General features: G+C 41.4%; 18 protein-coding genes. 4 read left to right on the forward strand and 14 right to left on the reverse strand.

Annotated elements, in window-relative coordinates:
* Positions 1 to 71: 71 nt before the first annotated feature.
* Positions 72 to 1,022 (reverse strand): hypothetical protein, encoded by a 951-nt coding sequence (locus D0T85_RS12205; RefSeq protein WP_163213591.1) that lies wholly within the window; start codon positions 1,020 to 1,022, stop codon positions 72 to 74.
* A 4-nt stretch (positions 1,023 to 1,026) separates the two neighbouring features.
* The gene (locus tag D0T85_RS12210) at positions 1,027 to 1,803 is read right to left on the reverse strand and encodes a hypothetical protein (protein WP_163213593.1); all 777 of its coding nucleotides are present in this window, start codon (positions 1,801 to 1,803) and stop codon (positions 1,027 to 1,029) included.
* A gap of 490 nt (positions 1,804 to 2,293) precedes the next feature.
* Here D0T85_RS12210 and D0T85_RS12215 point away from each other — a divergent pair, with 490 nt between their 5' ends.
* Positions 2,294 to 2,995, forward strand: a complete 702-nt coding sequence (locus D0T85_RS12215) for a response regulator transcription factor (RefSeq protein ID WP_163213595.1) — start codon at positions 2,294 to 2,296, stop codon at positions 2,993 to 2,995.
* On the opposite strand, the gene D0T85_RS12220 is transcribed toward D0T85_RS12215, so the two are convergent.
* A complete protein-coding gene (locus tag D0T85_RS12220) occupies positions 2,976 to 5,156 on the reverse strand; it encodes a tetratricopeptide repeat protein (protein ID WP_163213597.1) in 2,181 nt (726 codons plus the stop codon). The two genes, D0T85_RS12215 and D0T85_RS12220, sit on opposite strands and share 20 nt — an antisense overlap.
* An 86-nt stretch (positions 5,157 to 5,242) precedes the next feature.
* On the opposite strand from D0T85_RS12220, the gene D0T85_RS12225 reads away from it, so the two are divergent.
* Complete coding sequence (locus D0T85_RS12225; protein ID WP_163213599.1) at positions 5,243 to 5,830, forward strand: hypothetical protein; 588 nt, start codon at positions 5,243 to 5,245, stop codon at positions 5,828 to 5,830.
* A 330-nt stretch (positions 5,831 to 6,160) separates the two neighbouring features.
* Here D0T85_RS12225 and D0T85_RS12230 read toward each other — a convergent pair whose 3' ends face one another.
* The 4 genes from D0T85_RS12230 to D0T85_RS12245 are packed head-to-tail and all read right to left on the reverse strand — an operon-like array spanning position 6,161 to position 9,918.
* Positions 6,161 to 7,417: an MBL fold metallo-hydrolase gene (locus D0T85_RS12230; protein WP_163213601.1), complete on the reverse strand. Its 1,257-nt coding sequence runs from the start codon at positions 7,415 to 7,417 to the stop codon at positions 6,161 to 6,163.
* Entirely contained in the window at positions 7,408 to 8,298 is an 891-nt protein-coding gene (locus tag D0T85_RS12235) for a hypothetical protein (protein WP_163213603.1), read from the reverse strand. The genes D0T85_RS12230 and D0T85_RS12235 overlap by 10 nt, the downstream gene beginning before the upstream one ends.
* A gap of 9 nt (positions 8,299 to 8,307) precedes the next feature.
* On the reverse strand, positions 8,308 to 9,021 hold the full coding sequence (locus D0T85_RS12240; protein ID WP_163213604.1) for a hypothetical protein: 714 nt from the start codon (positions 9,019 to 9,021) through the stop codon (positions 8,308 to 8,310).
* Between the two features lie 3 nt (positions 9,022 to 9,024).
* Positions 9,025 to 9,918 carry a YafY family protein gene (locus D0T85_RS12245; protein ID WP_163213606.1) on the reverse strand — a complete coding sequence of 298 codons (894 nt, stop codon included), beginning with the start codon at positions 9,916 to 9,918 and terminating at the stop codon, positions 9,025 to 9,027.
* Positions 9,919 to 10,249: 331 nt separating this feature from the next.
* On the opposite strand from D0T85_RS12245, the gene D0T85_RS12250 reads away from it, so the two are divergent.
* Entirely contained in the window at positions 10,250 to 11,455 is a 1,206-nt protein-coding gene (locus D0T85_RS12250; protein WP_163213608.1) for an MFS transporter, read from the forward strand.
* A 15-nt stretch (positions 11,456 to 11,470) separates the two neighbouring features.
* On the opposite strand, the gene D0T85_RS22790 is transcribed toward D0T85_RS12250, so the two are convergent.
* From D0T85_RS22790 to D0T85_RS12285, 7 genes are all read right to left on the reverse strand, one after another.
* Positions 11,471 to 15,607 (reverse strand): glycoside hydrolase N-terminal domain-containing protein, encoded by a 4,137-nt coding sequence (locus D0T85_RS22790; protein ID WP_239060708.1) that lies wholly within the window; start codon positions 15,605 to 15,607, stop codon positions 11,471 to 11,473.
* 26 nt (positions 15,608 to 15,633) lie between these two features.
* Positions 15,634 to 16,710, reverse strand: a complete 1,077-nt coding sequence (locus tag D0T85_RS12260; RefSeq protein WP_163213610.1) for an acyltransferase family protein — start codon at positions 16,708 to 16,710, stop codon at positions 15,634 to 15,636.
* Between the two features lie 81 nt (positions 16,711 to 16,791).
* Positions 16,792 to 17,268: a hypothetical protein gene (locus D0T85_RS12265; RefSeq protein WP_163213612.1), complete on the reverse strand. Its 477-nt coding sequence runs from the start codon at positions 17,266 to 17,268 to the stop codon at positions 16,792 to 16,794.
* Positions 17,269 to 17,296: 28 nt separating this feature from the next.
* A complete protein-coding gene (locus tag D0T85_RS12270) occupies positions 17,297 to 19,171 on the reverse strand; it encodes a RagB/SusD family nutrient uptake outer membrane protein (RefSeq protein ID WP_163213614.1) in 1,875 nt (624 codons plus the stop codon).
* A gap of 19 nt (positions 19,172 to 19,190) precedes the next feature.
* The gene (locus tag D0T85_RS12275) at positions 19,191 to 22,529 is read right to left on the reverse strand and encodes a TonB-dependent receptor (RefSeq protein WP_239060709.1); all 3,339 of its coding nucleotides are present in this window, start codon (positions 22,527 to 22,529) and stop codon (positions 19,191 to 19,193) included.
* Between the two features lie 204 nt (positions 22,530 to 22,733).
* On the reverse strand, positions 22,734 to 23,735 hold the full coding sequence (locus D0T85_RS12280; RefSeq protein WP_163213616.1) for a FecR family protein: 1,002 nt from the start codon (positions 23,733 to 23,735) through the stop codon (positions 22,734 to 22,736).
* A gap of 65 nt (positions 23,736 to 23,800) precedes the next feature.
* The gene (locus tag D0T85_RS12285) at positions 23,801 to 24,397 is read right to left on the reverse strand and encodes an RNA polymerase sigma-70 factor (protein ID WP_163213618.1); all 597 of its coding nucleotides are present in this window, start codon (positions 24,395 to 24,397) and stop codon (positions 23,801 to 23,803) included.
* A gap of 321 nt (positions 24,398 to 24,718) precedes the next feature.
* On the opposite strand from D0T85_RS12285, the gene radA reads away from it, so the two are divergent.
* Positions 24,719 to 26,086, forward strand: coding sequence for a DNA repair protein RadA (radA, locus tag D0T85_RS12290; RefSeq protein WP_163213620.1), 1,368 nt, complete (start codon positions 24,719 to 24,721; stop codon positions 26,084 to 26,086).
* Positions 26,087 to 26,131 lie beyond the last annotated feature (45 nt).

Below are 26,131 nucleotides of genomic sequence, written 5' to 3' on the forward strand. Positions count from 1 at the left end.
TTCGCTAGGAGCTATAACTCCTAAGGAGCGAAGCTCCTGATAACTCCCTTTAACTCCTTCCATTCTTGTTTTTATTTATTCTCTTCTTGTTTTTGAAGCTCCCATTTATCTGTAGATTCATTATGCACCCATTTTTTATTAGTAGGTGTATACTCGCCTGTACGCCAATCGCGATCGAAATTCCATCCCCACCAGTTGAAATAGGATGATCCTGAATTCTTTGAACATTTTACAACATTTCCTCCTTCGTGCGACATGAAAGTATATTCGTACGGAATGGTCATTACATTTTCGACCACTTTTTTACCATCCTTATAATACATTGAAATACCATAAACAGCATACCTCTGATAATGATCTCCTCGGGTAGTTATAAAAAACCAGCAATTAGATTTTTTATATTCTTCGGCAGTAGATATGAGGGTGAATGATCTTGCATTAAAAAGAACTTTATTGTCGACTACCAAATCAAGACCTTTTGTGCTATTTTGTCTTACTTCAAACCAACCAATGGGCTCTACTTCGGCAAGTGCTTTTTCAATGAGTTCAATATCTTTTCGTTGACCTGCTAGTTTAGGGCTAAAACCACCTTTCTTTTCAAGTTCTTTTTCAAAATGATCCGGATCGGCTTTTTGTACTTGCAGTTCAACAGAAGGATCGTTTTCGGAATAATATTTGGGTTTACTGTCCTTATGCTCCTGCACAACAATGGTTCCGTTTATCATTGATGCTTTATACTGAAATGTTGGATAATTATCCCCTAATTTAACTTCTTCTCCGGTACGATCAATAATGATGAATTCGCCATCTTCGTTCTCTGCTGCAAAATAATTGCCGGTTGAGGTTTTATAATCAATAAAAAAGTTCTCATGTTCCACAACTATTTTTCCGTCTACTTCCAGCGAAGCGTATTTTCCTTCTTTAATTATGTATGAATTGCCATGGAGAGCAACTCTTACTGTTTGCGCATAGCAACAAAGGTTGCCAAGTATTAAAAATGAAATTAAAATAATCTTTTTCATCTGGTTAATCTTTAAGTTCGTATTTGATTACTTTATTCTCAGCATCAACAACACAATCAATGGTTTTGTCAATCAGTTTTGCCGGATTCAGGTCGGTACCCTTAAAAGGTATATTTACCACAGCTCCACAATCTAAATAAACAGAGCGAAAATTTTCCGGTTTGAGTTCGTTCTGCCCGATATAAGTAACAACTTTGCCAATTACGGCTTTATACGTTTTCACTCCACCTTCTTCTTTTGCATTATATTTACTTTGCTGGTTGGGTTGTTTATTTAGGTTTTCGATCCACGATTTGGCTTCTGCAAGTTCATTGTCTTTGACGAAATAATAGCTGTCGCAGTAGGCATTTTCCAATGGAGTAAAATTCCGTCCGAGCATTGCCGACTCACTTTGCATGGCTGCATTATGCGGGTTGTTGGTATTAAAATCATGCCAGATAAGATGTACCGAATACTCATCTTGATCTTCGAATAAATATTTTGTGAGTGATAAATTAGATTTGGTTTGAAGCATAACAAATTGCTCTTCATTCATCTCAATAAGCATTCCAGAAAGTAATCCGCCATCTGTGTACCTGCCAAATTTTTTTGTACCGTCGTTTATATCTGCCTTGCCGTACCATGCATGGCTACTCTTTGTTGCATGGTTCGCAAAATACGATTCTTTACCAAACGCATAAGATGGAATATCTACCGATTTGCTACTGCCTGAATTATTGCAACCAATAAAAAACACGCATGTGGTTAAGGCAAACATTACATTGATGATTTCTTTTCTCATATAAACTCTTTGTTTTAATTACAAAATCTTTAACCATGCAAAGGTTATAAATCTAAAGAAGTGAAACTACCCCACTGGTGGGGTGACATAAGTCTTATTTAGTATCTATCCTTTTTATCTGTCTGTTTTTATTTATTCGCAAATGGTTACTTTTTTGTTATGCAGCAAACCGTGATTTCGAAATGCAGCATTTCACACTTTCGAAATGCAGCATTTTGATTGAACGAAATGCAGCATTTCATCAACGCAAAATGCAGCATTTTGAAAAAGTACCATAAAATCGGCTCTACAGCGCATAAAACAAGGGGTGAGGGGACAAGATTTTTTATTTTTGTTGTTTTTAAGAGGTGCGAAATAGATAAACAGTAAGTAGGCTATTGGCAAGATTTTTCGAATAAATCCAGCCTTAACCTTCTTTACCCTACTAATGGGGTATACATAATTAATAGTCTTTACTATATTTGCCAACGAAAGAAACAACAAGCTTTTTATGGACATAAAAAACATCTTGATAACAGATGATCACGCCTTAATGGTGGATGGAATTATAGCTACACTGAAAGAAAAAATAAATATCGGCCACATACAAGTTTGCTATTCGCCCGAAGAAGCAATAGAGGCAGTATCCAAACAAACATACGATTTGTATATTCTTGACCTGGGTTTCCGTACAAGCTCTAATATTGATATAAGGTGTTTTAATTACATAAAGCAGATAGCCACACAAGATGCAGCAGCAAAAATAATAGTGTATACCATGCGCGAAGACTTTGCTGTGGTGAGTATATTAAGTAAAATGAAACAGGTTAAGGGCATTGTGTTGAAAGGACCCGAAAAGAGATATCTACAGGAAGCAGCCGGAACTGTACTTGAAGGTGGAACCTACTTGTGCCCACGCTTCAGGGATATTCATCAGCGTAGCGACGAATACAGAAAACGGTTAGAAAGGCGGAAGATTGTTAACGGAGCACTTACCGAAAAGGAGATTTCCATAATAAAACTGCTGGCTGCCGGATTAAATTCGGAGCAGATTGCCCAGAAACTGGGGCATACAACTTCTACAATCGAATCTTACCGGCGTGACCTTAAACTTAAACTGAATGTTTCTAACACCCTCGATATGGTGATTACCACCATTTTACTTAACCACATAACGTTAGATGATGTTGCCATCAATCTATTGAAAGACTAACTTTTATTTCTGTTCCCTTTCCGGGTGATGAATTTATCGACAATGTGGCCCCTATATCGAAACAGCGGTCTTTCATTGTGCGCAAGCCAATACCGTTATGCCGGGTTGCGGTATCAACCCCTTTCCCGTTATCCTTTATAGTAAGTGTAATACCTTCATTTAAACTCAGCGTGATATCTGCGTTTACAGCCTCGGCGTGTTTAAGAATATTTCCAATGGCTTCTTGCGATATGCAATACAGCTCTTTAGATATCCGGTCGGCTAGCTCTTCGGTTTTCTTTCTGTCGGCTTGGGTTATGATAAATTCAAAGTGAGTGGTGGTAGTTTTATTCAGAACAGAAATATAGTCTTCAATCATTTCGGGCAAGGAGATGTAGTTGAAGTCGGGTGGCATTAGCTGATGCGATATTTGCCTGATGTGGTTGTATGTTTTCTCAAGCAGCTTGCCTATACTTTCGGGTTCGGCATTGGTTTGTATTTGCATAATAATAGAAACTACCTCGTTGGCAACAGAGTCGTGAAGCTCTTTTGCCAGATTCTTCCTTTCCGATTCTCTACCATCCAGGTAACGTCTAACCAATCGTTGTTCCGTTTGGTTTAACAACAACTGATATTCGTTTTCTTTCTGTTCAACACGGGCTGATAGCCATGCTGCTTCTTTTTCCTTTTTCAGTCGCTTAATTCTGTTATACAACAAAGCAATGAGTATAATCACAATACACAATATGGCAATAGAAATAATCACCGCCATCTGGAAACGCATAGCTTGTTCCTTTTCATTCAGTTTGCTGATTTCCAATTCCTTCTCAGCAGTTTTGTATTTCACATAGAAGTTGCTGATGGCTGTATTGTGTGCCTCGGACAATAACGAATCTCTGAGGTTATACGCTATTTCTTTATTGAGATATGAATGGCGATAATCTTGCTTTGCCCTGTAATATGCATCGGCCAACATATTGTATATTAAATAATCGTTATTGGTATGTACCACCTTGTTATCTTTCAGCAGTTCACTGTATTTTTCCAGGTAGCCGATGGCCTCACTGTATTGCTCCACCTTATATAAATAGCTACCCATTGCTTTATAGAACCTGTAAGCCGGCAGTTGCTTGTTGTTCAACAGAATTGACTCGGCATTATTGAGGTACGTTTTGCACGAATCCATTTCATTTAATTGCGAGTAACAACTGGATATGGTTATGGAGTTTATGTACATCTGGTATGTATTGTTGGTAATGTAGTTCCGGGCCAACAGAGTTGTGTCGAGCGCTTCCCGGTAGAGGCCGTTTGCTAATAACGAACCTCCATGATTGTTCAATATCATTCCGGTTTCACTATTGTCGTACGGGTATTTGAGTGAATTTATGGCAGCTGTGCGCGAAAACTCAAGCGCTTTTTCGGGCCTTTGGGAATCATTGTACAGTGTGGCAATGTTCATCCATACAATGCTCATATTCCTGAAATCATTTACCGACCGGTGTAAGTCCAACGTGTTATTGTAGTATTCAATTGCTTTATCGAACTGTCCCTGCCTTTTGTAAAGTACCCCCAGTGTGTTGTTGGCACTTATCATTCTGAGGGTATCGTGCGTTTGTTTGGCAACAGTTGCACCTTTGTGCACATAATGCAAAGCCGAATCTATTTTACCCAGATGGGCAAAGTTGGTTGCTATGCTATTTAACTCAATAGCAGTTTCAGGCTTTTCGCTGAGCTTCGATTTATAAAAGATCGTCTTTTTGTAATGCTCAATAGCCCTACTGAATTCTCCTGTAATACCATACGTATAGGCCAGATTATTATAGATGACAGCTTTTAGTTCATACTCTTCCAGACTATTCAGATAAGATAAAGCCTCTTTGCATTTTGCAATAGTAGCATCAAAATTACCTTCGTTATAGTCAACTTCCGACCGGAACAACAATGCTCGTGCTGTTTCGATGGAATTATTTGTTTTTAAAGCCAGTTCGTAAGCATTGTTTGCACTTTCTACAAACAATGTGGTATCTGTTTCCTGAATTTCGAACAAGTGGTTAGCCACATTATTCCAATCGGTTGCGGTGTTTGTACTTTGAGCGGTTTTTACTAAATCGTTCAAGTGTTGAGCCACAACAACCTGTGGTAGTGACAATAGTAATATGAGTAGGAATGTATGTGTTTTCATGGTACAAAAATAAGTATTTTACTCTTCTAACAATATATTTTCTTACTTTTGCCCATAAATACTAATGTAAGCTAAAATCACATTCAATGAAAGTTATTGGCTTTTTCCTTTTTCTAGGTATAATACTATCTCAGGTATTTTGCTGGTATAACTGGTATAATTTACCAATGATAAAATTAGTCAGGGAAATAATATATAAAAGGAAGAGAAAGGAATATTCTATTATATATATTAAAGACAACAATAGTAAACGTTGGGAAAGAATCGTAATTTACGCGCTAACACTATTCATTATCTATCTGGGGATTGTATGTATGACTTTAACAAAATATACTTTTGTTTCGCAGATTCTACCGGGAATAGGTGGTGGGCTTTCTATGTTTCTATGGTTTAGTTTTCTTACAACACTCTACATAACACCAAGTCCGGGGTGTATTGTTTTTAAAGATAAATTCTGGGTAATGGCAGTTAATGGAGAAGAAGTATATTATAAGTCTTACGATTGGGAAATAATCAGGAGTATCCAAATTCAGACTGAAGACTCAGAAAAGTGTATTCTTACAATAGTTACAATGGGGATACAAGATTATGCTATTGCGGATATAAAAGGTAAAGCGGAAAAGATAAAACAAAAGATAATAAAATATTATCCTGTTGATGTTGAAGTCTCATAAAGAAAAGAATTCTTCAGCTTCTTTACCTGTACGTTTCTTATATGTCTCTTTCTCAGAAATAGGCCAACGGCCTTATAGCTTCTAGCGTAGGTCAACGGCCTACGTAATGATGTTACATGAAAACACGAGGCTGTAGGCCTCGAAGCGTGTTGTATGCAAGAAAGCTCCGAGGCTTACAGCCTCGCATTCCATGCGGTATCCTTCATCGTAGGCCGTTGGCCTATTTTGAGTTTTTGAGTATTGTACGACAAAAGCGAAGCCTCCGTGTTCAGCACAAGGAAAAACTCTGTGTTTCTGTGACTCTGTGTTTTTTTTCAATTCCAATCTGATTTATAGGTGAATGGTTCCATTGTAAGCAACTATTTTGTTTCGCAAATCTTCAATTATAGGTAGTTCTCTAAATTTCTCTGAATCCTCACTATGGATAGGGATAATTGCAGTAGTGGGATTAACTAAACTGCAAACTGCGGCCAATGTCTCAGGGGTAGCATGTCCACTCGTATGTAGTCTTTTAACTCTGTCGTTAAACAATCCCTCTATTTTTACATACTCTTCTTTCTGGTTTTCTCCCTCATTGAGATAACCACTCCACATAGAGTAGATAAATAGTATTTGTTTTTCCGGCAATTGAGTTAGGAGTTCTTTGATCTGATTATAATGCTTAGGCCGAACCAACATACAGAAACCTTTTCCCTTTAATATGTCTAACTGCTTTTTATGACCATGTTTATAGTAATGTCCATTATCGAACCTAAACAACTCATGGATAGTTCCTTTTGTTTCAGTGAATATATTCAGTACATTTTTCTGATAGTTGTCATACAGAAAACTACGACCTGTTTCTTGTGCTGCTTGATAAAAAGAAACTAACCGATCTACATCTGTTGATGAACACAGAACAAAAACGTATTTATACTGGCGCATCAGTTCTATAGCATTTAACTTTATATCATTTTCGTGCAACACCTTCTCGGTCGACCTTGACAGCATAGTGCCTTCTGTAATAAGTACATTTATCGCACCTTTAGGCAATATAATTTTTTCTAGGACTTGCATTAAGCCTTTACCCAAGTAGCCATGATCCCGAAAATCTCCTGTGTGCAGGATACGCTTCCCATCAGCTTCAATCAAGAACATATAGGCATCACAAGCAGAATGACTCACAAAATAGGGAGTAACCTTTATATCGTTATTAACTGGTATCTCTTGCTTTTCCCGGAAAGTCTTAAACGATTCAAGCAATTGAATATCTTCTGCCTTAACAGGAGCATTCTCTGGAATATGTATCAAAGCTTCATATTTGCAAAGCATAACTCGTTTCGCAACCTCTCCAATGTATTGGGCGATGCCTTTAGGTACATATTTAAATAATTCAACATGATCTCCGTGATAATGGGTATAGAAGATAGCATTCACTCCTATTATCAGATCTTCAATATTCTCTCTGTTTGCCATATTGTCGTCCGAAGGAATATTCCCTTTAGGAAGATTTTGTCCTAAATCAATAATAATCCTTGTTTTATTGGTGGCGATCTCAGTGATGCAGCCACCGATTTGGTTGATGCCTCTGTGGATGGTTACTCGCATATAAAACGTTTTATAAACTCATCACCTCCAACAATGTTTCTAGCAAATAACCCATACCCCATAGAATTAGCATAAATAAATTTAGGTTCTACGTCAAACCCTCCATGTTTAATGCGTTCAAGCTCATTCTTTACCTGTATACTTTTGGGTTTATAGTTTGCCAGTAAAAAAATAAAGTCTACTTTAGAGTCTGTTATTTTTATTTCTTTGTATTTCTCCATTTCAATGATAAGACCTAACTCCCTTTTTTGTTTGAATACTTCTATCATATCCATTCTGAAAGCTTCCACTTTATTTGCATTTTTGGTAAAAGATACAAAATCATTGAAATGTTCATATAGCCCAGATTCACCACTGCAAGTACTATAACCCTGTTTTACTTCAAAGACCGTAATTATAGGCAAAAACTTGCTTGATGACTTATGTGCATCTTTTGAAGAATCCCAACGTAATGCAACAATATCAAATCTGCCTAAATCCTGATATTCTGTGTCAATTATAAAATAATCAGTATCAAAAGAATTAGGAGAATAATTGTTTTCTTTTGCTATTTGCTGTTGAATGTCTTTTTCCCAAAGATGGTTTCTTGTCTTCTTAACATAAATATCGATAGCGTGTTTTGCTTTGGGTATATAATCATCTAAAGTGGATATTGTTGGAGGTGAAATGCGAATCATCTTATGATAATTCTCATCCATGCCCGTAAAAATATAAGTATCTTCTTTTATTGTAAACAAAGCCCCTCCACGATAATAAACGGTAATACGATCTCCTCTTAACTCCATATTAAGAGTATCGTCATTTACAACATATTCTAACACATCCCTTAAAGTTCCTTTTTTAAGTTCTTCAATGAATTCTTTTTTTATTTTTCTTGCCATAATTATGTTTTAATAATATAAACTATTCAATATCAAATCCGTTTGTTCCTTCTTCTCTTCAAACGACAAAGGCTTTTCTGCCATTTCCTGGATCGATTTCTGCATTTCCTGCCTTTGTTGCATATAGTATTCGTTATGACTAACAGACTCTGATCTCCTCATCGAGCAAAACGATAAAAGAGAAGGGATTGCATCAATGACAAATACATTACTATGTTTATCTTTTAGCACATTTCCCTGATGTAGATCTTCTACGATGCAATTATTGTTGATAAACTGATATTTATCATTCACAAACCCTCGTTTGTTCATTTCAACTTCAATTTCTGATAGTTCCATTCGTGTACCTTCAATAAAAGGTTGCTCCACAACAAAGCAAAAATCACCATAATATCTCGCAAAGCCAACTAACTCATAAGCTGTTTCCGGATACAACAGATTAAACAAAGTAATACGGATGTCTATGAACTCTTTTGGACTACAACAAGTCATCGTGTAATTTACTACTTTAAGCACTTTGGTGATATCTTTAGATTCATAGACTCGTGCTTCACATCCACAACCAATAAAATTCCTCATATCTAAACTTTGCTCATCTCCATACCAATACTTTTCTCTACGAGCGAACCTTTCAAGTTGTTGTTCTTGTTTACAGGGAGTTGTATTCAAAAGATCAATATCATCAATCTTAATTCTTTTTGTATATAGTTGTGATTCCCGCATCTTCTATAGTTTATAATATAACACCAACTGTTCCACCGTCTCCCTCATCTTCTTCCTCACATATCCGGGCGAAAGAACCTTCACATACTTTCCTTTCGACAGAATATCCCCAAAGAACTTCGTGGTTGGTCGTAACCTGTATGTAAACTCAGACTTCCCCTCCTCCGTCTTTGTCTCCTTTTGTGAAGGATGTAAAGGCTGTGTTCGTAGATAATCCACTTGTTTACCATATGCACGTATGACAACATCCATGATTGGGATGTTCTCATACTCTCCAACACCATGTTCTGAAAGGTATTCTTCTGCATTGAACTCTTCAGGGAATTTAAAAGTGTCTTTCTTTACAACAATGCTTTTCATCCGATCAAGCGCATAAGCCTTCACCTTATCCTCTCCTTCTCTTATCCCAAACACATACCACCGTTGATTGGTAAACTGGGCAAAGTATGGATAGCATATTGCACTGAACTCTTCTCCGCCAAATCGCTGATAAATAAATTCGATAACATTATTACCACGAATAGCATCCAATATCTTTTGAAGATATAACTGCGCTGAAGGATTTTCTTCTGTAATGATACGGCCTTTTATCCTGGTATTTTGTGAAATGGCAGATTGCAAAGACATCATATTCCACATCCAGTTGGCGGTTGCATTTTCTTTCCTATCATCTGATTCCAAGAAGTAAGTATGATCTGATGGGTTATAATTGATTTGTATTCCAATATCTAAACTGTTGATAGCATTCTTGTGTTCCTGAAATGTACGGCGGGATAGACTTATATGGTTCATGTTATATACACTACGATCCCATTTATCACTTAGCTCTTCAAGTGTGTGTTCACCTTTTCCAAGAGTGTCTATAAGCCAAAAATATCGTCTCAATTTTGTAGTCATATGAAATAGATTTGCTACAAAGATAGACGTTTGGTGTGCAAAATACATGTGCAGGTGTAGGTTTTTTGGTTACGCTTTGATCTTTTAAAGGACTTATCAAAAAAATGAAGTTTGCTAATTCAAAATACTTTGTTACTTTTGCACAAAACTAATTCCTTTTTTATGTGCGGAATTGCTAAACAAGTCGTCTACTATCGGTTGAGGTAACAACAACCTCTTTCTTTATTCATTGGGCATTTCAAACCGGAATGTCTGCTTATCCGTTTTATTTATTCATTTTGTCTGGGCATTGTCTGTGAAGGCATAGCTTGCTGGCACCAACCACTTCATTATGAACAACTGGAAAAAAGTTTTTGCCATTATATGGACAGGACAGTTCCTATCCATCCTTAGTAGTACAATTGTTAACTTTGCTGTTATCCTGTGGATTAGTATTGAAACCAATTCGGCCGAGATGCTGGCTTGGGCTGCACTTGCTGCACTCTTGCCACAAGCACTACTTGGTCCGTTCAGCGGTGTATTAATTGATCGGCTGAGCCGTAAACGGGTTATGATGCTGTCCGATGGTTTTATTGCTTTCTGTACCCTTATTCTTGCTTACATGTTTTGGATAGGTGTGGCCCAAATGTGGCACATCTTTATTGCGCTTGCGTTACGTTCCGCCGGATCGGCATTTCACATGCCGGCCATGCAGGCATCTGTGCCCTTACTTGCTCCTAAAGAGCAGTTGACGCGCATTGCCGGAATCAATCAGATTATTAACTCAATAGCTAATATTGCCGGACCAGCGTTGGGTGCCTTGTGTATCACCATCTGGGATATAGAATATGTGTTATTGCTTGATGTTGCCGGTGCTGCCTTAGCTGTTACCTCTTTGTTCTTTGTGTATATTCCAGACCCGGAAAACACAGAAGCCACCATAAGCCGGAATGTGTGGCAGGAAATGAAAGAGGGTGTTATGGTGGTATTGCGAAGCCGTGGGTTAAGTTGGGTATTCCTATTCTCGACCATAGTGGGTTTCTTTATAATGCCGGTTAGTATTATGTTTCCATTAATGACGCTTCAACACTTTTTAGGTGATGCCTTTCAGGTAAGTCTCATCGAAGTGGCTTGGGGCGTAGGCGCATTGTTGGGAGGCGCTGTAATGGGAGCGAAGGTTTACAAGGTGAACCGCGTAATTATTATCAATTTTACATACATAACGCTTGGTGTTGCGTTTCTGGTTTCGGGACTTCTTCCACCAAACGGTTTTGTTGTATTTGCCATTTTAACTGCTCTGGGCGGGGTAGCAGGTGCTGTGTATCAATCGGCCTTTGTGTCTCTGGTTCAAAGCATTATTGAACCGGGTGCATTGGGTCGGGTATTTTCTATGTTCTCAACATTGAACCTGATACCCACATTGATAGGACTTGTAGCTATAGGTTTCTTTGCCGAAAGTTTAGGCATTATACCCACATTTCTTGTTTGTGGAATTATAATGATACTTACGGGGCTGGTGGCGTTTACTGCATCTTCGGCAATGAAGATTGATAAATAGTTATGAGTTGTATAGTCAGGTTATCAAAGATAGTTCTCCCTCTTTATACACTATCTTATAACTTTTCCCTTTCACTGTTTTAAAAAACAGGGTTTCATTTTTATATTTTATGGTGCAGGGTTCGCCGGATTTAGAAAATATTTCAACCTTAACTAGTTCGGCGTTTGCCCACTCCATATCTACAACAAAATTTCCTTTTGCACAAAGACCACTGACAGAACCTGTCTTCCACTGATCGGGTAAAGCCGGCAGAAGATGAATAAATCCGATATGGCTTTGCAATAACATCTCAGTTACTCCGGCAGTACCACCAAAGTTTCCATCAATTTGAAAAGGAGGATGAGTATCCCACAAGTTATCTAAAGTTCCGTTTTTCAATAGGTTGCCAAAAAGAGTATAAGCATGATTGCCATCGTGCAGACGTGCCCACTGATTTAGTTTCCATCCCATGCTCCAACCAGTAGCTCCATCACCACGGTGTTTTAATACTACTTTAGATGCTTCTGCTAACTCTGGGGTAGTTATCGGAGAAATTGTATGCCCCGGATGAAGCCCAAACAAGTGGTTAACATGCCGGTGGTTATCTTTAGGGTCATCAATGTCTTTAGACCATTCCATTAACTGTCCGTAGCGTCCTGTTTTGTATGGAACAAGGTTTTTTAATGTGTTTTCCCACTGTTTGCGTTCCTTGCTGTCTACTCCCAGTTCGCGACTGGCATTGATGGCGCTAAGCAGAATTTCGCGTATCACTGCATGAACAAAGGTTGTTCCTTCGTCTACCGGACCATGTTCGGGTGAGGTAGAAGGTGCTGCTGTGTATGTGCCATCCGGTTTGTGCCACAGGTAGTCGACAGCAAATAGTGCACTACTTTTAATAAGATCGTATCCAATCTCTTTCAGAAATTGTTTGTTGCGCGTGTATTCATAATACTCCCATACATGGGTAGCAAGCCAGGGACCGGCCATCGGATTGAAGTTCCACGACATATCTTGGCTGGCTAGCGGAGCAGTAAACCCAAAAATGTTACCCGATATGGAGGCTGTCCATCCCCGGGCGCCGAAATAGGCCTGTGCTGTTTTCTCGCCCGGCTTTACCAGTGTGCGTATGAAATCAATTAATGGAAGCATGCACTCATCAAGTTGTGTAGAGCAGGCAGGCCAGTAATTCATTTGTATATTGATGTTATTGTGGTAGTCTACTCGCCACGGACCATCTACATTGTTGTGCCAGATTCCCTGAAGATTAGCAGGTAAATTGCCGGGACGCGAACTGGCAATAAGTAAATAGCGGCCAAACTGATAGTAAAGCTCTTCCAGATAGAAGTCCGGTTGACCTTTGCGGTAATTTTGCAGTCGCACTGGTGTGGGCAATTGTTTGTGCACTACATCCGGATTCAACTTCAATGTTACCCGGTTAAATAATGCAGCGTAATCTTCGTAATGATTCTGAAACAATTGCTCGTATCCTGCATTCCAGGCTTTTTGCATCCACTGCCGGGTTGTTTCTGCCGGGTTTGTGCCCACGTATGCTTTCGGATTGGTGAAGTCCGGATCAAAGTTTATTTTATAATCAGTATCGGCTGTTACCAGAAATACTACTTCATCGGCATTCCGGATATTTAGCTTTCCTTCTTGGTTTGATAACGTTCCTCCTTTTGTTATGGCATGGATACGTACTGTATATTCCATTTGGTTGTTGTCTAACCGGGCTGTATATACCAACCCGTTAGTGCCATCGGGGGCCATTTTGCCAGTAGAAACAGGATTGGGCGAATAGTTAAAAATTAAATTCTGTTTACCTTGCTTGCTGGCTTTGAAACGCATAACCATTACATTGTCCGGGTAAGAAACAAAGTAATTGCGTTTATATGTTATGTTGTCTTTATTAAATTGTACCACAGCTAAAGCCGAGTCTAACGACAGTTCCCGTTTATAATCACTTATATCCGTAGCATTTAATCCTGTTTCAATATAGAATTCGCCCATGGTAGTGAAGTTACCAAAACGAAAAGGTTTTTCACTGTGAGATTCGTAACCTACTTCGCTATTGAAGTTCTTACGTGTTAATAAGGCTGCTTTCTTCTCGTCTCCTTCGGTAAATGCTTGTCTTATTTCGTTTAGGATATGTGCCGATTGTTTATTTACGTTCCAATAATAGTTGGCACCACCAGATGTATTGGGGCCACCCCGCCACAATGTTTTTTCGTTGAAGGTGATTCGTTCAACCTCTACCGATCCCATAATATTAGCTCCGATGCTTCCGTTGCCAATGGGTAACGACTGTGATTCCCATTCAGGGTCGGGGTTCCGGCTTGTATCACCTGCTGTTTCCGGTTTGTTTTCTCCATCCCATTGATCGGGTCGGCCATTGTACCAGATAGCCTGTCCTTGTAGGGTGTTTGGAGTATCGAACCAGATGCTTAATCCGGAAACAGTTTCGTTTTTAATCACTGCATCCTTACAAGCATTCAGTATAAACAACTCCTTGGTGTTATTGGATGGAGTTATATTGTTTTTTTTAAACACCAATCCCTTTGTGCTTTTGGCATAGAGCACCGGATTGCCCGATGTTTCGAACCGGTTTTCTACAATGCGCACATTCTCGTGTACCGGATAATCTTCGTTTACAATGCTGTTGTGCGGATTGAGGGCAATAGTGGCATTGCCTGGTCCGCCATTGTAGGCGCAATCTATAAATGTATTATTTTGTATCAGTACATCTTTTACCGGGCCCGATTCGTACCAGCCTTCGGCATCGCCTTCGATAAGGATGGCACTCATGCCGGTTTTGTAATATGTATTATCTTCAATAACTACCTTCCGCGGAGTAGTGACTAAGGTTCCGCGTGTACTGGTGCGAGTGAAGTAGCAGTTGCGGATTTCTACCTCGGGTGTGCAAGTGAGGTTCTCTACACAGTCGTGGTTTAATGTTAAGTCTTTAGGAATATCCCGGTCGAAGCTGACTTCTACCAGGCGGTCTGTCAGGCGGTTAACAGCAACTACCTTTGCGCAGGCAAATCGTTGCATGGTCGATGCTTTGACAAAAGCCACTGTGTCTCCTTTGTAAAAAGCATTGAAGCCGTAGCTTTGTCCGTGCATAAAACGGAGTTGCAATGTTTGCGAATTGGTTTGTGCTACTGCTCTAAGATTGGTTCCGTGAATATTTACCGGATCGTCTTGCGCCCCGGCAAAACGACATTCTGTAATGCTTACCTTACCGCTGCAACCCGAAAAGTGCATAAAATCGGCTGATGAGGCTAGTATCCGTCCGCTCCCTTCGCGTGGCATGCAATGTACATTTTGCATGGTAATGTTCCGTGTGTATTGACTTACAATGCCCAAGCCATGCATGTAGTGAACTTGCAAGTTCTGAAAAGTGATGTCGCAGCTCTCTTTAATAAACATACCTACCTGATCTCTGATAATATCTCGTACAGTAAGTGTATTGCCTACTTTGGGGCAGAACCCGGCAGGAGTACGAAAGCGAACTACACCAGGTGCTACCTCTGTAGCCGGTGCCGAGGCCAGTGTTTGCCAGCCTTTACTGTAGAAAAAATGTTCACTATCCGGGTCGTACTCAATACAATGGTTCTTGTTCGACCGCCACCCTTCGCCAAACAAATGAATGCGGTGATTTTCTACTTCGTAGCGCGAATCGCGGTGCAAGGTTACTTCTACTCCCTGATCATCGACTTTGCTGTATGTAAGTTCCGATCCTCCGGGACGTTCGAAGTCGAATTGCAGGTTGCGCATTTTAATTTGCCGGCAATGATCAAAAGCAATCATGGTCATTTTACCATGAAACATCAGGGTGGCTCCATTTCCTTCAATGGTTAGTTCTTCTATATTTTCGAACAATAAGCCGATTGTTTTTATTTTCGAAGGGCATTCTTCCTCGGTTGAAGTGTTGCTGATAAAGTACTCTTTGCGTGTGGCTCCTTCGGGCCAGAAGTCGTAACGGCCTTTGTCGAAAACAAGTACCTTGGCACGCAATTGCTTGCAGGCTTCAATAGCGGCCTGTAATTGCTCTATGCTGTTGGTGTACGAATAGGGTTTAGCACCAAAGGCTGATACATATATAGTGTCTTGTTGTTGAGCCAGTAGGCTAACGCATGACAAGAGAGAAAGAATAAGGGTAGAATAACGTTTCATTGTGTCGGGGTTCAAAATACTATAAATCAAATCTTTAAAAAGCATTGTTTCTTATACATCATTCTGAGAATAAAGAACAGAATAAGGAAGTTGGCAAAGGTTAACCATACCGAATAATAATTGCCCAGATAGGGTTTCAATCCATAACTAACCGATGCGGCTATGCAACGGAAGTTAATCACTTCGCCAAGCATATAGGCAGTAATAGAATTCATTCCATACACTTTCAACCAGTTCATGCCGCGGCTATATCCTTTATAATCTATCAGATAATAAAACAGGGCCATTAACAAGAAACAGTATCCACCGGATAGCAGTGTCATGCTGCCTGTCCATATTCGTTTAATGATTGGCATTTGTAAACTCCACAACAATCCGGCACCTACCAGTACAAGCCCTGCAATGAATAGTTTTTGCACCACTTGTTTGCGTTTGTTTTTTCCTTCTTTCATAATGTGGCCGGCAAAGGTTCCTAACATAACCGTAACTCCAAAGGTGAGGCTACTCCATATCCATGTATAGGTGGGGTCGCCCCGGAAACGTCCTAATAAATAGGCATCCACTTTGTAGGCAAAGTTTCCTTCGAGACTAAAGTCGCCGGCAAAGGTCATGGGTATCCAATAAATCAGTAATAGCAATGCTGTAGATATGAGTTGTGTTTTTAATGAGCAGTGCAACAATAAGATGGCAGCTATCAGGTAACCTGTTGCAATGGCTTGCAGGGTGTTATTGTATATATAAATGTGGTGTAAGTCGAAACCCAACAGGTTGCCTTGTACTATCATTCCGAATAGAAAGAGCAACAGAAATCGCTTAGCAATCTTTATTAGTTGAGAGTTGTTTTTGGGGTTGAGTTTTTTGTATTTAGCAAAAGAAAAAGGCATAGACACCCCTGTCATGAATAGAAACAACGGCATAATAAGGTCCCAGAAACGGAAACCCACCCAAACTTCATGGTCGAACTGATAAAGTATGCTGTTGAGCCACGGCAGGTTTAACTGTTGTCCTAAAGCAATGAAAACAGGTTGAAAAAACACTAGAAGAAAGAGATCGAAGCCTCTTAGGATGTCGAGAGAAGCTAAACGGGTAGAGGAAGGGGTCATATTGATAAACTCTGTAAATGATGCCGTTGGACATCCCCCCTAGGGGTTAAGGAGGGTTTCCAACGGCAGGGTTGATATGCACTAGTGATTAAACGCAGTAATCCGTATGGTCCATGTTTTCTTGGTACCGTCGGCTGCTGTTACTATGTACTTGTTAGCGTGTGTCCAATCGCCAGGTGTACCCAGTTCGGGTGCTCCGTCGGTTGGGGCAATGCGTGCTGCTGTTGATATACGTGCAGTTCCCCACAGTAGTTTTTGTGTAACCTGATTACGTATAGCTTCGGTGAAAGTAGCATCGGCTGCGGGTATTTTCACGGTTACGTTTACTACTGCTTGCTCGCTATCTACCTCGCTGCTGCAACTCAACTGCTTTTCGGCTACAATGGGTTCGCCGGTAATGGCATCTTTCTTACCACTATCCCAACGGTAATAGAATACAGCTTGCGATATTTCGGCTTCTTCGTAGGCAGGCATATCTTCCCAGCCACAGGCCATTAACAACGGCATGCACAATAAAATGGTTAGCCAACTGAATTGTTTTGAGTTTATTCTTTTCATGTTTTTCTTATTTTATTTGTTCATTAAATTACCAACCCGGATTTTGATCACTGTCGGATATAGCCGAGTTTGCATTAATAATTGTTTGAGTAATGGGGAACAAATAGGCCCGGTTTTCATTGAATGTGCGTTGATCGTTCTGAAACTGTACATTGCCAATGTATGCAGCTGTACGGTCGGTGGCTATTTCAATAAATGTGGCAGGCTCATCTAATTCGAGAATGGTGCTTCCCGGTGCTAAACCGTGATTGGCTTCGTATCCGTATTTACCCCAGCGCAACAAGCTCCAGTAATAATCGGCTTCGAAAACAAATTCTACCCGGCGTTCGCGCTTGTAGTCGGTCCATGCCTCCTGAAGCGTAGTAGCTGTTGATGCCGGAAGCCCTCCATGAATGGTACGGGTTTGGTTGAAGGTTTCTATTGCTGCTGTTAGCATGCTTGCATCTGTTTTAGCCAAACAGAGTTGCGCTTCGGCTTTATTTAACACTGCGCGGCCGTAGCGGAACACCACTTTATGATAGTCGGTTGGGGTATTGTAGAATACACGGGGCGACACATTGGTATAGATAGACTTGCGCATGCCATAGTTGGTTAACGGAACATGGTCGGCACCGTATGCTTCGCTTGCCCAACGGCTGAAGTTACCCAACCGGCAAGTGGCCAGTGTTTCGCCATAGAAAGAAGAACCATCGTGCAGAATAGTGGCATCGAACCGTTTATCCCGGTATTGATACATTAAGTCGCTGATGGAAACATCGGCCGTAGTAACTGCATAAGCCAATGATGTTTGGTCTACCAATTCGGCAGGGTCTTTAGGAGTAATGCGTCCTGCTGCATCGGTAAGGCTGATGGGCGAGGTGTTTTCGACGAACTGTGAACTTTCGTTCCAACGTACGGCCTGACCTGTTTTCTGATCAATAACCAGGTAGTTGTCTACCAAATTCTGGCTGGGTGTATAGTCTAACCAACCCTCAAAGATATCGGCTTGTTTAAAGAGCGGACCGCAGTCGTTCTTGGCCAGATTATCGTTCAACAGGTTGGGCATCAGGTTAATCATGGTGTTCATACAGTTGTTGTTGGTTTTGCTGTAGTAGGTTGCCATGATAATCTCGGGCGAGTTGTACGCTCCTTTTTCGTTGAATATGCTTTCGTAATCGGCATCTAGCGACACCCCTTCTATAGCATCTACAGCGGCAATGGCCTCTCTGTACAGGTCTGTGCCTGTAGCTTTATGTAATGAAGCATCGTTATTGGTATAAGCTGCTGCTGTAAGACAAACCTCGGATAATAATGCCAAACCCGCGTTCTTGGTTAAGCGTCCGCTAACGGCTGTTTGCGGCAAGCCTTCAATAGCCTCTCTGAGGTCGGTCAATACTTTACTGTAACTTTCAACTATATTGGCTGTTAGGGGCAGGTTGAATTCGTCGGTAGTGTTAAGTACACGGTCAACCCAGATAAACCGGCCACTGTGACGGGCCAAATCGTAGTATATCATGGCCCGCATCATCTTGGCTTCGGCTGTATACTGTGTTTTATATTTCTCGTCCAACACATCAGAACCGGCAACCTTTTCGATAATCAGGTTACAGTTGCGAATGGCTGTAAAGCGGTTAAATCCCCAGTTCCAGGTACGGTCTCTTAGCCCGCGTGCTTCCGAAGGGCAAGAGCTTCGGCAGGGAACAAGGTTGGTAGTAAAGGCATTATCAATAGTAGCAAAGTCGGTATATGGGCTCGAAGCAGAGCCGTAGTTAGTAATAACAAAAGCATCTACCGTACTGGGACTGCTCCATACCAGATTGTCACTATAGGTTTCTGTAGGTTTTGTATCCAGAAAATCGTTGCAGCTTTGCAATGCCATGGTTCCGGCAAGGCAAGCAAATACTATATATTGATTTAGTTTCATAAGTAATTTGTTGTTAAAGTTAGAATCCTAAACTCAGGCTGATGGTATATACTCTCGAAATGGGATAAGCATACATGCTTCCACTTCCTACCTCAGGGTCCATACCGTATTTCTTGGCTGGGCTGAACGTAAGTAAGTTGTAACCACCCAGCGACAGGGCACACTTCGACAGCCAACTCACATTTTTCAGTAACTTATGCTTGAAGTCGTAGCCAACAGAAGCGTTCTTTAAACGGATGTAAGCTGCATTAACCAACCAAAAATCCGAAGTGCTGAAGTTGTTATTGCCATTGTAACCGGCGCTTGAGTGTTGGCGCGGATAGCGTGCATTGGTGTTGCCCGGCTCCCAGATGTCGGTTTGGAATTCGTAAATAACCGGTAGGTAATTGCTGTTTCCGCCTTGCAGAATGTTTCCCATCACAATATCATACGAAGTAGCTCCCTGCCACAACATGTTCAGGAACCAACCTTTATAGTGTAAATCGGCAGTAATACCGTAGTTGGCACGGGGCGACGATCCGCTTCCGATGCGTACTTGGTCCTCACCATCAATAATACCATCACCGTTAAAGTCTTTATACTTAATGTCTCCTGCTACCAGGTTGGTAGAGCTGGTTAGCTTGGGCGAATTGTACACATCGTAATAGTCTTTGTACAGTCCATCGGTAATATAACCAATGGTGGTATAACTGCCCTCTTGTGTAACCCGCTTGTAAGGGTTCTTTTGATTTACTTCCGATTCGTAGGGATTAATATTATAACGATCGTCGTACAACGTCATGTTGGCCGATAGTGCATATTCCAACTCATTGATTTTGTCTTTCCATTGCACAACAAATTCAAAACCTTGCCTGATGCGTTCGCCATTGGTTTTAATGGTTGGAAGGTCTTTACCCAATGGTGCGGTATAAGCTACTCCCGAAGGTGTGTGCAGATAACCGGTGGTAGCCTTTCTGAAATAGTCTACCGAACCCGATAGACGACTGTTGAGCGAAGCAAAGTCGAACCCGATATTGAAATCCTTAACGGTGTACCAACTGATGTCGGGGCTAACCAGATTGCCTTCACTGAATCCGGGAACAAACTGCCCACCGAAGTAACCTCCGCGTTCCGAAAGGTTATATGAAGGCAGATACGCATACCTGCCTACACCGCTATCCTGTCCAATCTCACCATAAGAAACCCGTATTTTAAACTGATCGAAGATGTGATTTTCGCGTAGTTTGGTCCAGAAACGTTCTTCCGAAATAGCCCAGGCCAATGATCCGGAGAAGAAAGTCCCCCAACGATTACCATCCGGAAACTGGTCGCTTCCATCGTAGCGCATATTGACTTCGGCCATATATCTGGCTGCATAATCGTATTTTAAGCGTGCAATAAGGCCGGCATTGCGGCTTCCAACTCCCTCCGATGAACTGTTCTTTGCCGTATTTACCGGGCCCGCTCCAATCTGATCTACATCTAGTATGTATTGTTCGCGCGAGAGGCTGTTTGTATCAAAGTCTCTACCATTGGCCTCGATACCCAATGTAGCACCTACCGTATGCACTTCTTTAAAAGTGTTGCTGTAATCGGCAAAAAATTGTGTAGCAAAGTTGCGGTAGTAGTAGGTGTTTTTTGATAAACTGGATTTAGCCGGTGTGTTGGGGTTTCCCTCCCAGTCGTAAGCTGTAGCAGTTTTATTCCACGATTTGTTTTTATCGTTCATAATGGTGTAGTTACCCAATGCTTTCAGCTTCAGTCCGGGTACCCATGGAAGGCTCCATTCTAATGACAGATTACCTTTTACAGTGCTTCTTTGTTGCTTAAAGTATCCGCCGTTTTCGCTGATGTCCAGCAACGGATTATCTGTGGTGCCACTGTAAATCTGCCCGTACGGGTTGTAGGCTGGTTCAAAAGGTTTTTTGTTTTGAATGTGCGACCATATTGTAAAATAGCCACTACCACCAGCTGTTGCCGGTTCGTTGAGGTCAAGAATGTAGGCATCGATACCGGTTGTTACCTTCAACCCAATTTCTTTGAGATTGGCTACCAGATTGGTACGTACATTATAGCGTTGCATGCTGTGTGTATTGCTGCGATAAATTGATTCCTGATCGTAGTAGCCTAGCCCAGTATAAATCCTTATGTTTTCGCTTCCTCCTCTAACCGAGAGGTTGTGGCTTTGTTCGGGTGCAAACGTACGCATGGTAACATCTTGCCAGTCGGTATTGGCATGGCCAAAAGGGTCACTCCCGTCTTTGTACTTTTGCAAGTCTTCGGGCAAATACAAATCGGGTAGTCCGTCCGATTGTTGACCTCTGTTCAGGTAATAAGCCGCGTGGTAAGCATCCAGTTTCTCGGGCAGATAAGCCGGCTGACTTAGTGTGTAGTTGAAGTTATAGTCTACATTCAGTTTGCCGCTTTTGCCTTGTTTGGTTGTTACCATAATAATGCCATTACCTGCGCGGGCACCGTATACGGCTGTTGCCGAGGCATCTTTTAAAATAGAAATCTGGTCGATATCGTTTGGATTGAGGTTCTGGAAGTCTCGTGCTTCCGATATAACATCATCAATAACATACAGTGGACTTCCACCACCACGTATGCTGATACTCGATGTTTGATTAATACCTCCGCCCGACGTGGTAACAATAAGCCCTGCCGCCCGGCCTGCCAAACTTTGTGTAACATTGGGCACGGGTGTTTGTGCAATTTCATCAGCCTTTACGCTGGATATGGCCGATGTTGTTTTGCGTTTTGAGGTAGTTCCATATCCCACAACCACAACTTCGTCGAGCGTCTTGGCATCTTCTTTCATTGTAATGGTGTAGGTGGTTTCGGCCCCTATGGTTATCTCCTGTGTTAGATATCCCAGGAATTTCACCACCAATACATCGCCTATATTAGCAGCAATGGTAAAAAGCCCATCTATATCGGTAATGGTTCCGGTCGATGTGTTTTTAACCATAATGTTCACCCCTATAACAGGGTCGCCAAACTCATCTTTTACACTCCCCTTTATTTGTCTTTTGTTTTGGGCAATCATTTGGCGCAGGTCGTTTTCGGTTCCTTTGCCCCGGTTCTTTAGTATCACAATGTGGTTTCCCGTCATGGTATATTCCAGTTCCTGATCGCTCAGTACAGCTTTCAGTACATCTTTAACCGGCATGTTCTCTACCTGTATAGATACTTGGCGGTGTATATCTACATCACTTACTTCAAACCAGAACGAGTAATCGGTTTGCTCTTTGATCGATGCAAAAACATCATTCAATGTTTTGTTTTGCAAGTTAATGGATACTTTGGTGTTTTGCGAATACGTATTCGCCGAGATAGATAGTATCCCCGTAATCAGAAGAATAAATGTAGCTTTCATGATATTTACAATTCTCCCGCTATATAAAACCGGGCATAGAATTCCTTTGCATAAAGTTTTTTTATACATTTGTATTAGTTTTAGAGTTAATAATCAGATTCGATGATTTTTAATCCGGAACAAGAGCCGGTGGATGTGGCCGCATCCTCCGGCTCGCTTTTTAATTAAACGTTTTTTTCATACTGACTTAATTACTGGTTATTGTTAATAGATATCTATTTGGTTCTCTTTTATTGTATACGTAAAATTTTGATTGGTCGATACTACTTTCATTATCTCTTCAATGCTGTTATTGTAGAAATCGCCTCCAAATTTTCGTTGCTTCAATGCTTCGTTGTGAATCTGTATGGTTACTCCATAAGTGCGTTCCAGTACACAAACAATCTGTTCAAACGTTTCTGCCTCGAATGTCAGCTTGTTTTTTTGCCACCCAAAAGCATTCTGAACTCCGCTTTGGTGTATGTTTATCTGGCCCGAGGCCCGATTATATATTGCCAGTTGGCCTGCTTCCATATCATAAGCATCGCCCAATTTGGGCAGTAGTTTTACTGCACCCTCAAGCAAGGCCACCTTAGTATCCCCCGTTTCGGGGTATGCATGAACGTTGAAGGTGGTACCCAGTACTTTAACAGCCATCTCGGAAGTTTCTACAATAAAGGGGCATTGGGCATTGGGGGCTACTTTAAACGAGGCTTCGCCCAGCAGGCTTACCCTTCTTTCGGTCTTGCCAAACTTGGGTGGAAAAACAAGACTGGAGCCTGCGTTAAGCCATACCACAGTTCCATCTGCCAATGTAGCTTGTGTTTTTGAACCGTTGGGAGCCTCAATACGCGATACCATAACCGGATTGTTGAACAAACCGGCATATTGCAAAGCAAAGAATCCTAAAACTAAAAAAGGAAGCAACACGGCTGCAACAAACAAAGCACGACGCATGGTAGTGTTTTTTTGCACTACGGGCGATGGCTCCATGTGTACACGGCTTCTGAACAGTTGGTATGCCTTATCATTGTTAAACCGGTTCATGTTGCGGGTAATTTCCATTGATTTCCAAACTTTTTCGAGCGATTTAAAATAGGCATAGTTGGCATCTGATGCCGCTATCCACTCCTCTAACTCCCTGCGCGAATCGTCGGACAAGTTATTGGTGAAGTAATCTATAATCAGATTAAGCCAGTATTCTTCCTGTTGATTGATTGTACTCATAATTTGCTTATACATTTAATAGACAAGTGATACGAAAAAAAGGGTAAACTAAAACTCGGTTTTTTTTAAAGAAAAAGAGAAAATAGCACCAAGATGGTAATCAGATACTCTTTTAATTCATCGCGTAAACGCGCCAGGGCCGACTTTATGTGGTATTTAACAACATCGACCGAGGTACCGGTTTGCTGTGCAATTTCTTGGTATTTTAAGTTCGAAAAGCGACTCAACAAAAAGATATGCCGGGTTTGTTGGGGTAGTTTGTTTAATGCCCGGGTAATCTTCACGTCCAATTCTTTTTCGAGCAAAGCGGTGAGGGGATACTCTGTTTGCGCTTCGTAATTTAATTGGCGTTCGTTTAGTTTTTCGGTAGTATGATTGATAAGCGCTTGCTGCCTGTGTTGAAACTCCAGGTAATTGAGGCACCTGTTTTTTACAGCCGTTAAAAGATAGTTTCGCAAAGATTGCGTTATTGTAAGCGTTTGGCGGTTTTGCCAGATGTGAAAAATAACATCGCCAACAATTGTTTCTGCCATAAAATCATCTGGTACATACTGTGCCGCAAACATACACAACGCTTGGTAGTGGGTGTTGTAAATGTATTTATAGGCTTCTTCGCAACCTGCCGCAAGGCCTTCAATGATTGCTTTTTCAGTGTCAGTCATAGCTTATGTAGAATTTAGAAACAGGTTATTGATGGCGTAAAGATAGTATCTTTATTGAAAATGAACTATGTTTTGTTTGCAATTGCACCAGCATATGTTTGTTATTGCACTAGTATATGTTTACTTTTGTACTGGAATAAGCTTTGGAACACCCGGGTGTACAGTCTCTGAACACCCGGGTGTAAACAACCTGTACACCCGGGTGTAAAGGGACTGTACATCCGGGTGTACAAAGGGTGAAGACCCGGGTGTTCCAAAGCTTATTCTTATAGCTTTTCGAAGGTATTCAATAAGGATATCACAAAAAACAAATAAGAGTTTATGGCAAAAGAAAGAACAGTTTATGTTTGTTCCAATTGCGGTCAGGACTCTCCCAAATGGGTAGGGAAATGTCAGGCTTGTGGACAGTGGAATACATACGTTGAGGAAATTGTGCGGAAAGAACCAGCAAACAGGCGCGTGGTGTCGGGGATTGAAACGGCAAAAGCCCGTCCGGTTACCCTGAGCGAGATTGAAGCAGGCGACGAAACCCGCATAGATATGAACGATGAAGAGTTGAACCGCGTATTGGGTGGCGGACTTGTTCCGGGTTCGCTTGTATTGATTGGAGGCGAACCGGGCATTGGTAAATCTACACTGGTACTGCAAACGGTTCTTCGGATGCCCGATAAACGGATTCTATATGTATCGGGTGAGGAGAGTGCGCGACAGCTAAAACTCCGTGCCGACCGTTTGAGCAAGGCATCGAGCAACTGTTTGATTGTGTGCGAAACATCGCTGGAACAGATTTATGTGCATATAAAAAATACAAATCCGGAGTTGGTTATCATCGACTCTATTCAAACTATTTCTACCGAAAGTATCGAATCTTCGCCGGGAAGCATATCGCAGGTGCGCGAATGTTCGGCTTCAATCCTAAGGTTTGCCAAAGAAACGCATATTCCGGTGTTGCTTATCGGCCATATAAATAAGGAGGGTAGCATTGCCGGTCCTAAGGTGCTGGAGCATATTGTGGATACGGTTTTGCAGTTCGAAGGCGATCAACATTATATGTACCGTATATTGCGAAGCATCAAAAACCGCTTTGGTAGCACAGCCGAGTTGGGTATTTACGAGATGCGGCAGGATGGCTTGCGACAGGTAAGTAACCCATCGGAACTGCTTCTTTCGCAAGATCATGAGGGGATGAGTGGTGTGGCCATTGCGTCGGCCATTGAGGGTGTTCGCCCGTTCCTTATTGAAACGCAAGCGCTGGTAAGCTCGGCAGTGTATGGTAATCCGCAGCGGTCGGCCACGGGATTCGATATCAGGAGGATGAATATGTTGTTGGCGGTGTTGGAAAAACGTGTGGGTTTCAAGCTGGCACAAAAGGATGTTTTCTTGAATATAGCAGGTGGTTTGCGGGTAAACGACCCAGCAATAGACCTGGCGGTGATAAGTGCGATTCTTTCTTCGAATATGGATGTAGGGATTGAATCGGGCGTTTGTATGGCCGGGGAGATAGGTTTATCGGGTGAGATTCGTCCGGTTGGGCGTATTGAACAACGGATTGGCGAGGCGGAGAAGCTAGGGTTCAGGCGGTTTATCTTGCCTAAGTCGAATTTGCAAGGGATAGATAAGAAGAGGTTGAAAATAGAATTGGTGCCGGTGAAGAAGGTGGAGGAGGCGTTTAGGGTGCTCTTCGGGTGATTTTTTTGAAACGCTGAGTTTCGCTAAGTTTCGCGGAGTTTTTAA

The organism is Bacteroides sp. 519 (assembly GCF_010500955.1).
In the GTDB taxonomy this organism is placed as follows: domain Bacteria; phylum Bacteroidota; class Bacteroidia; order Bacteroidales; family Bacteroidaceae; genus Bacteroides.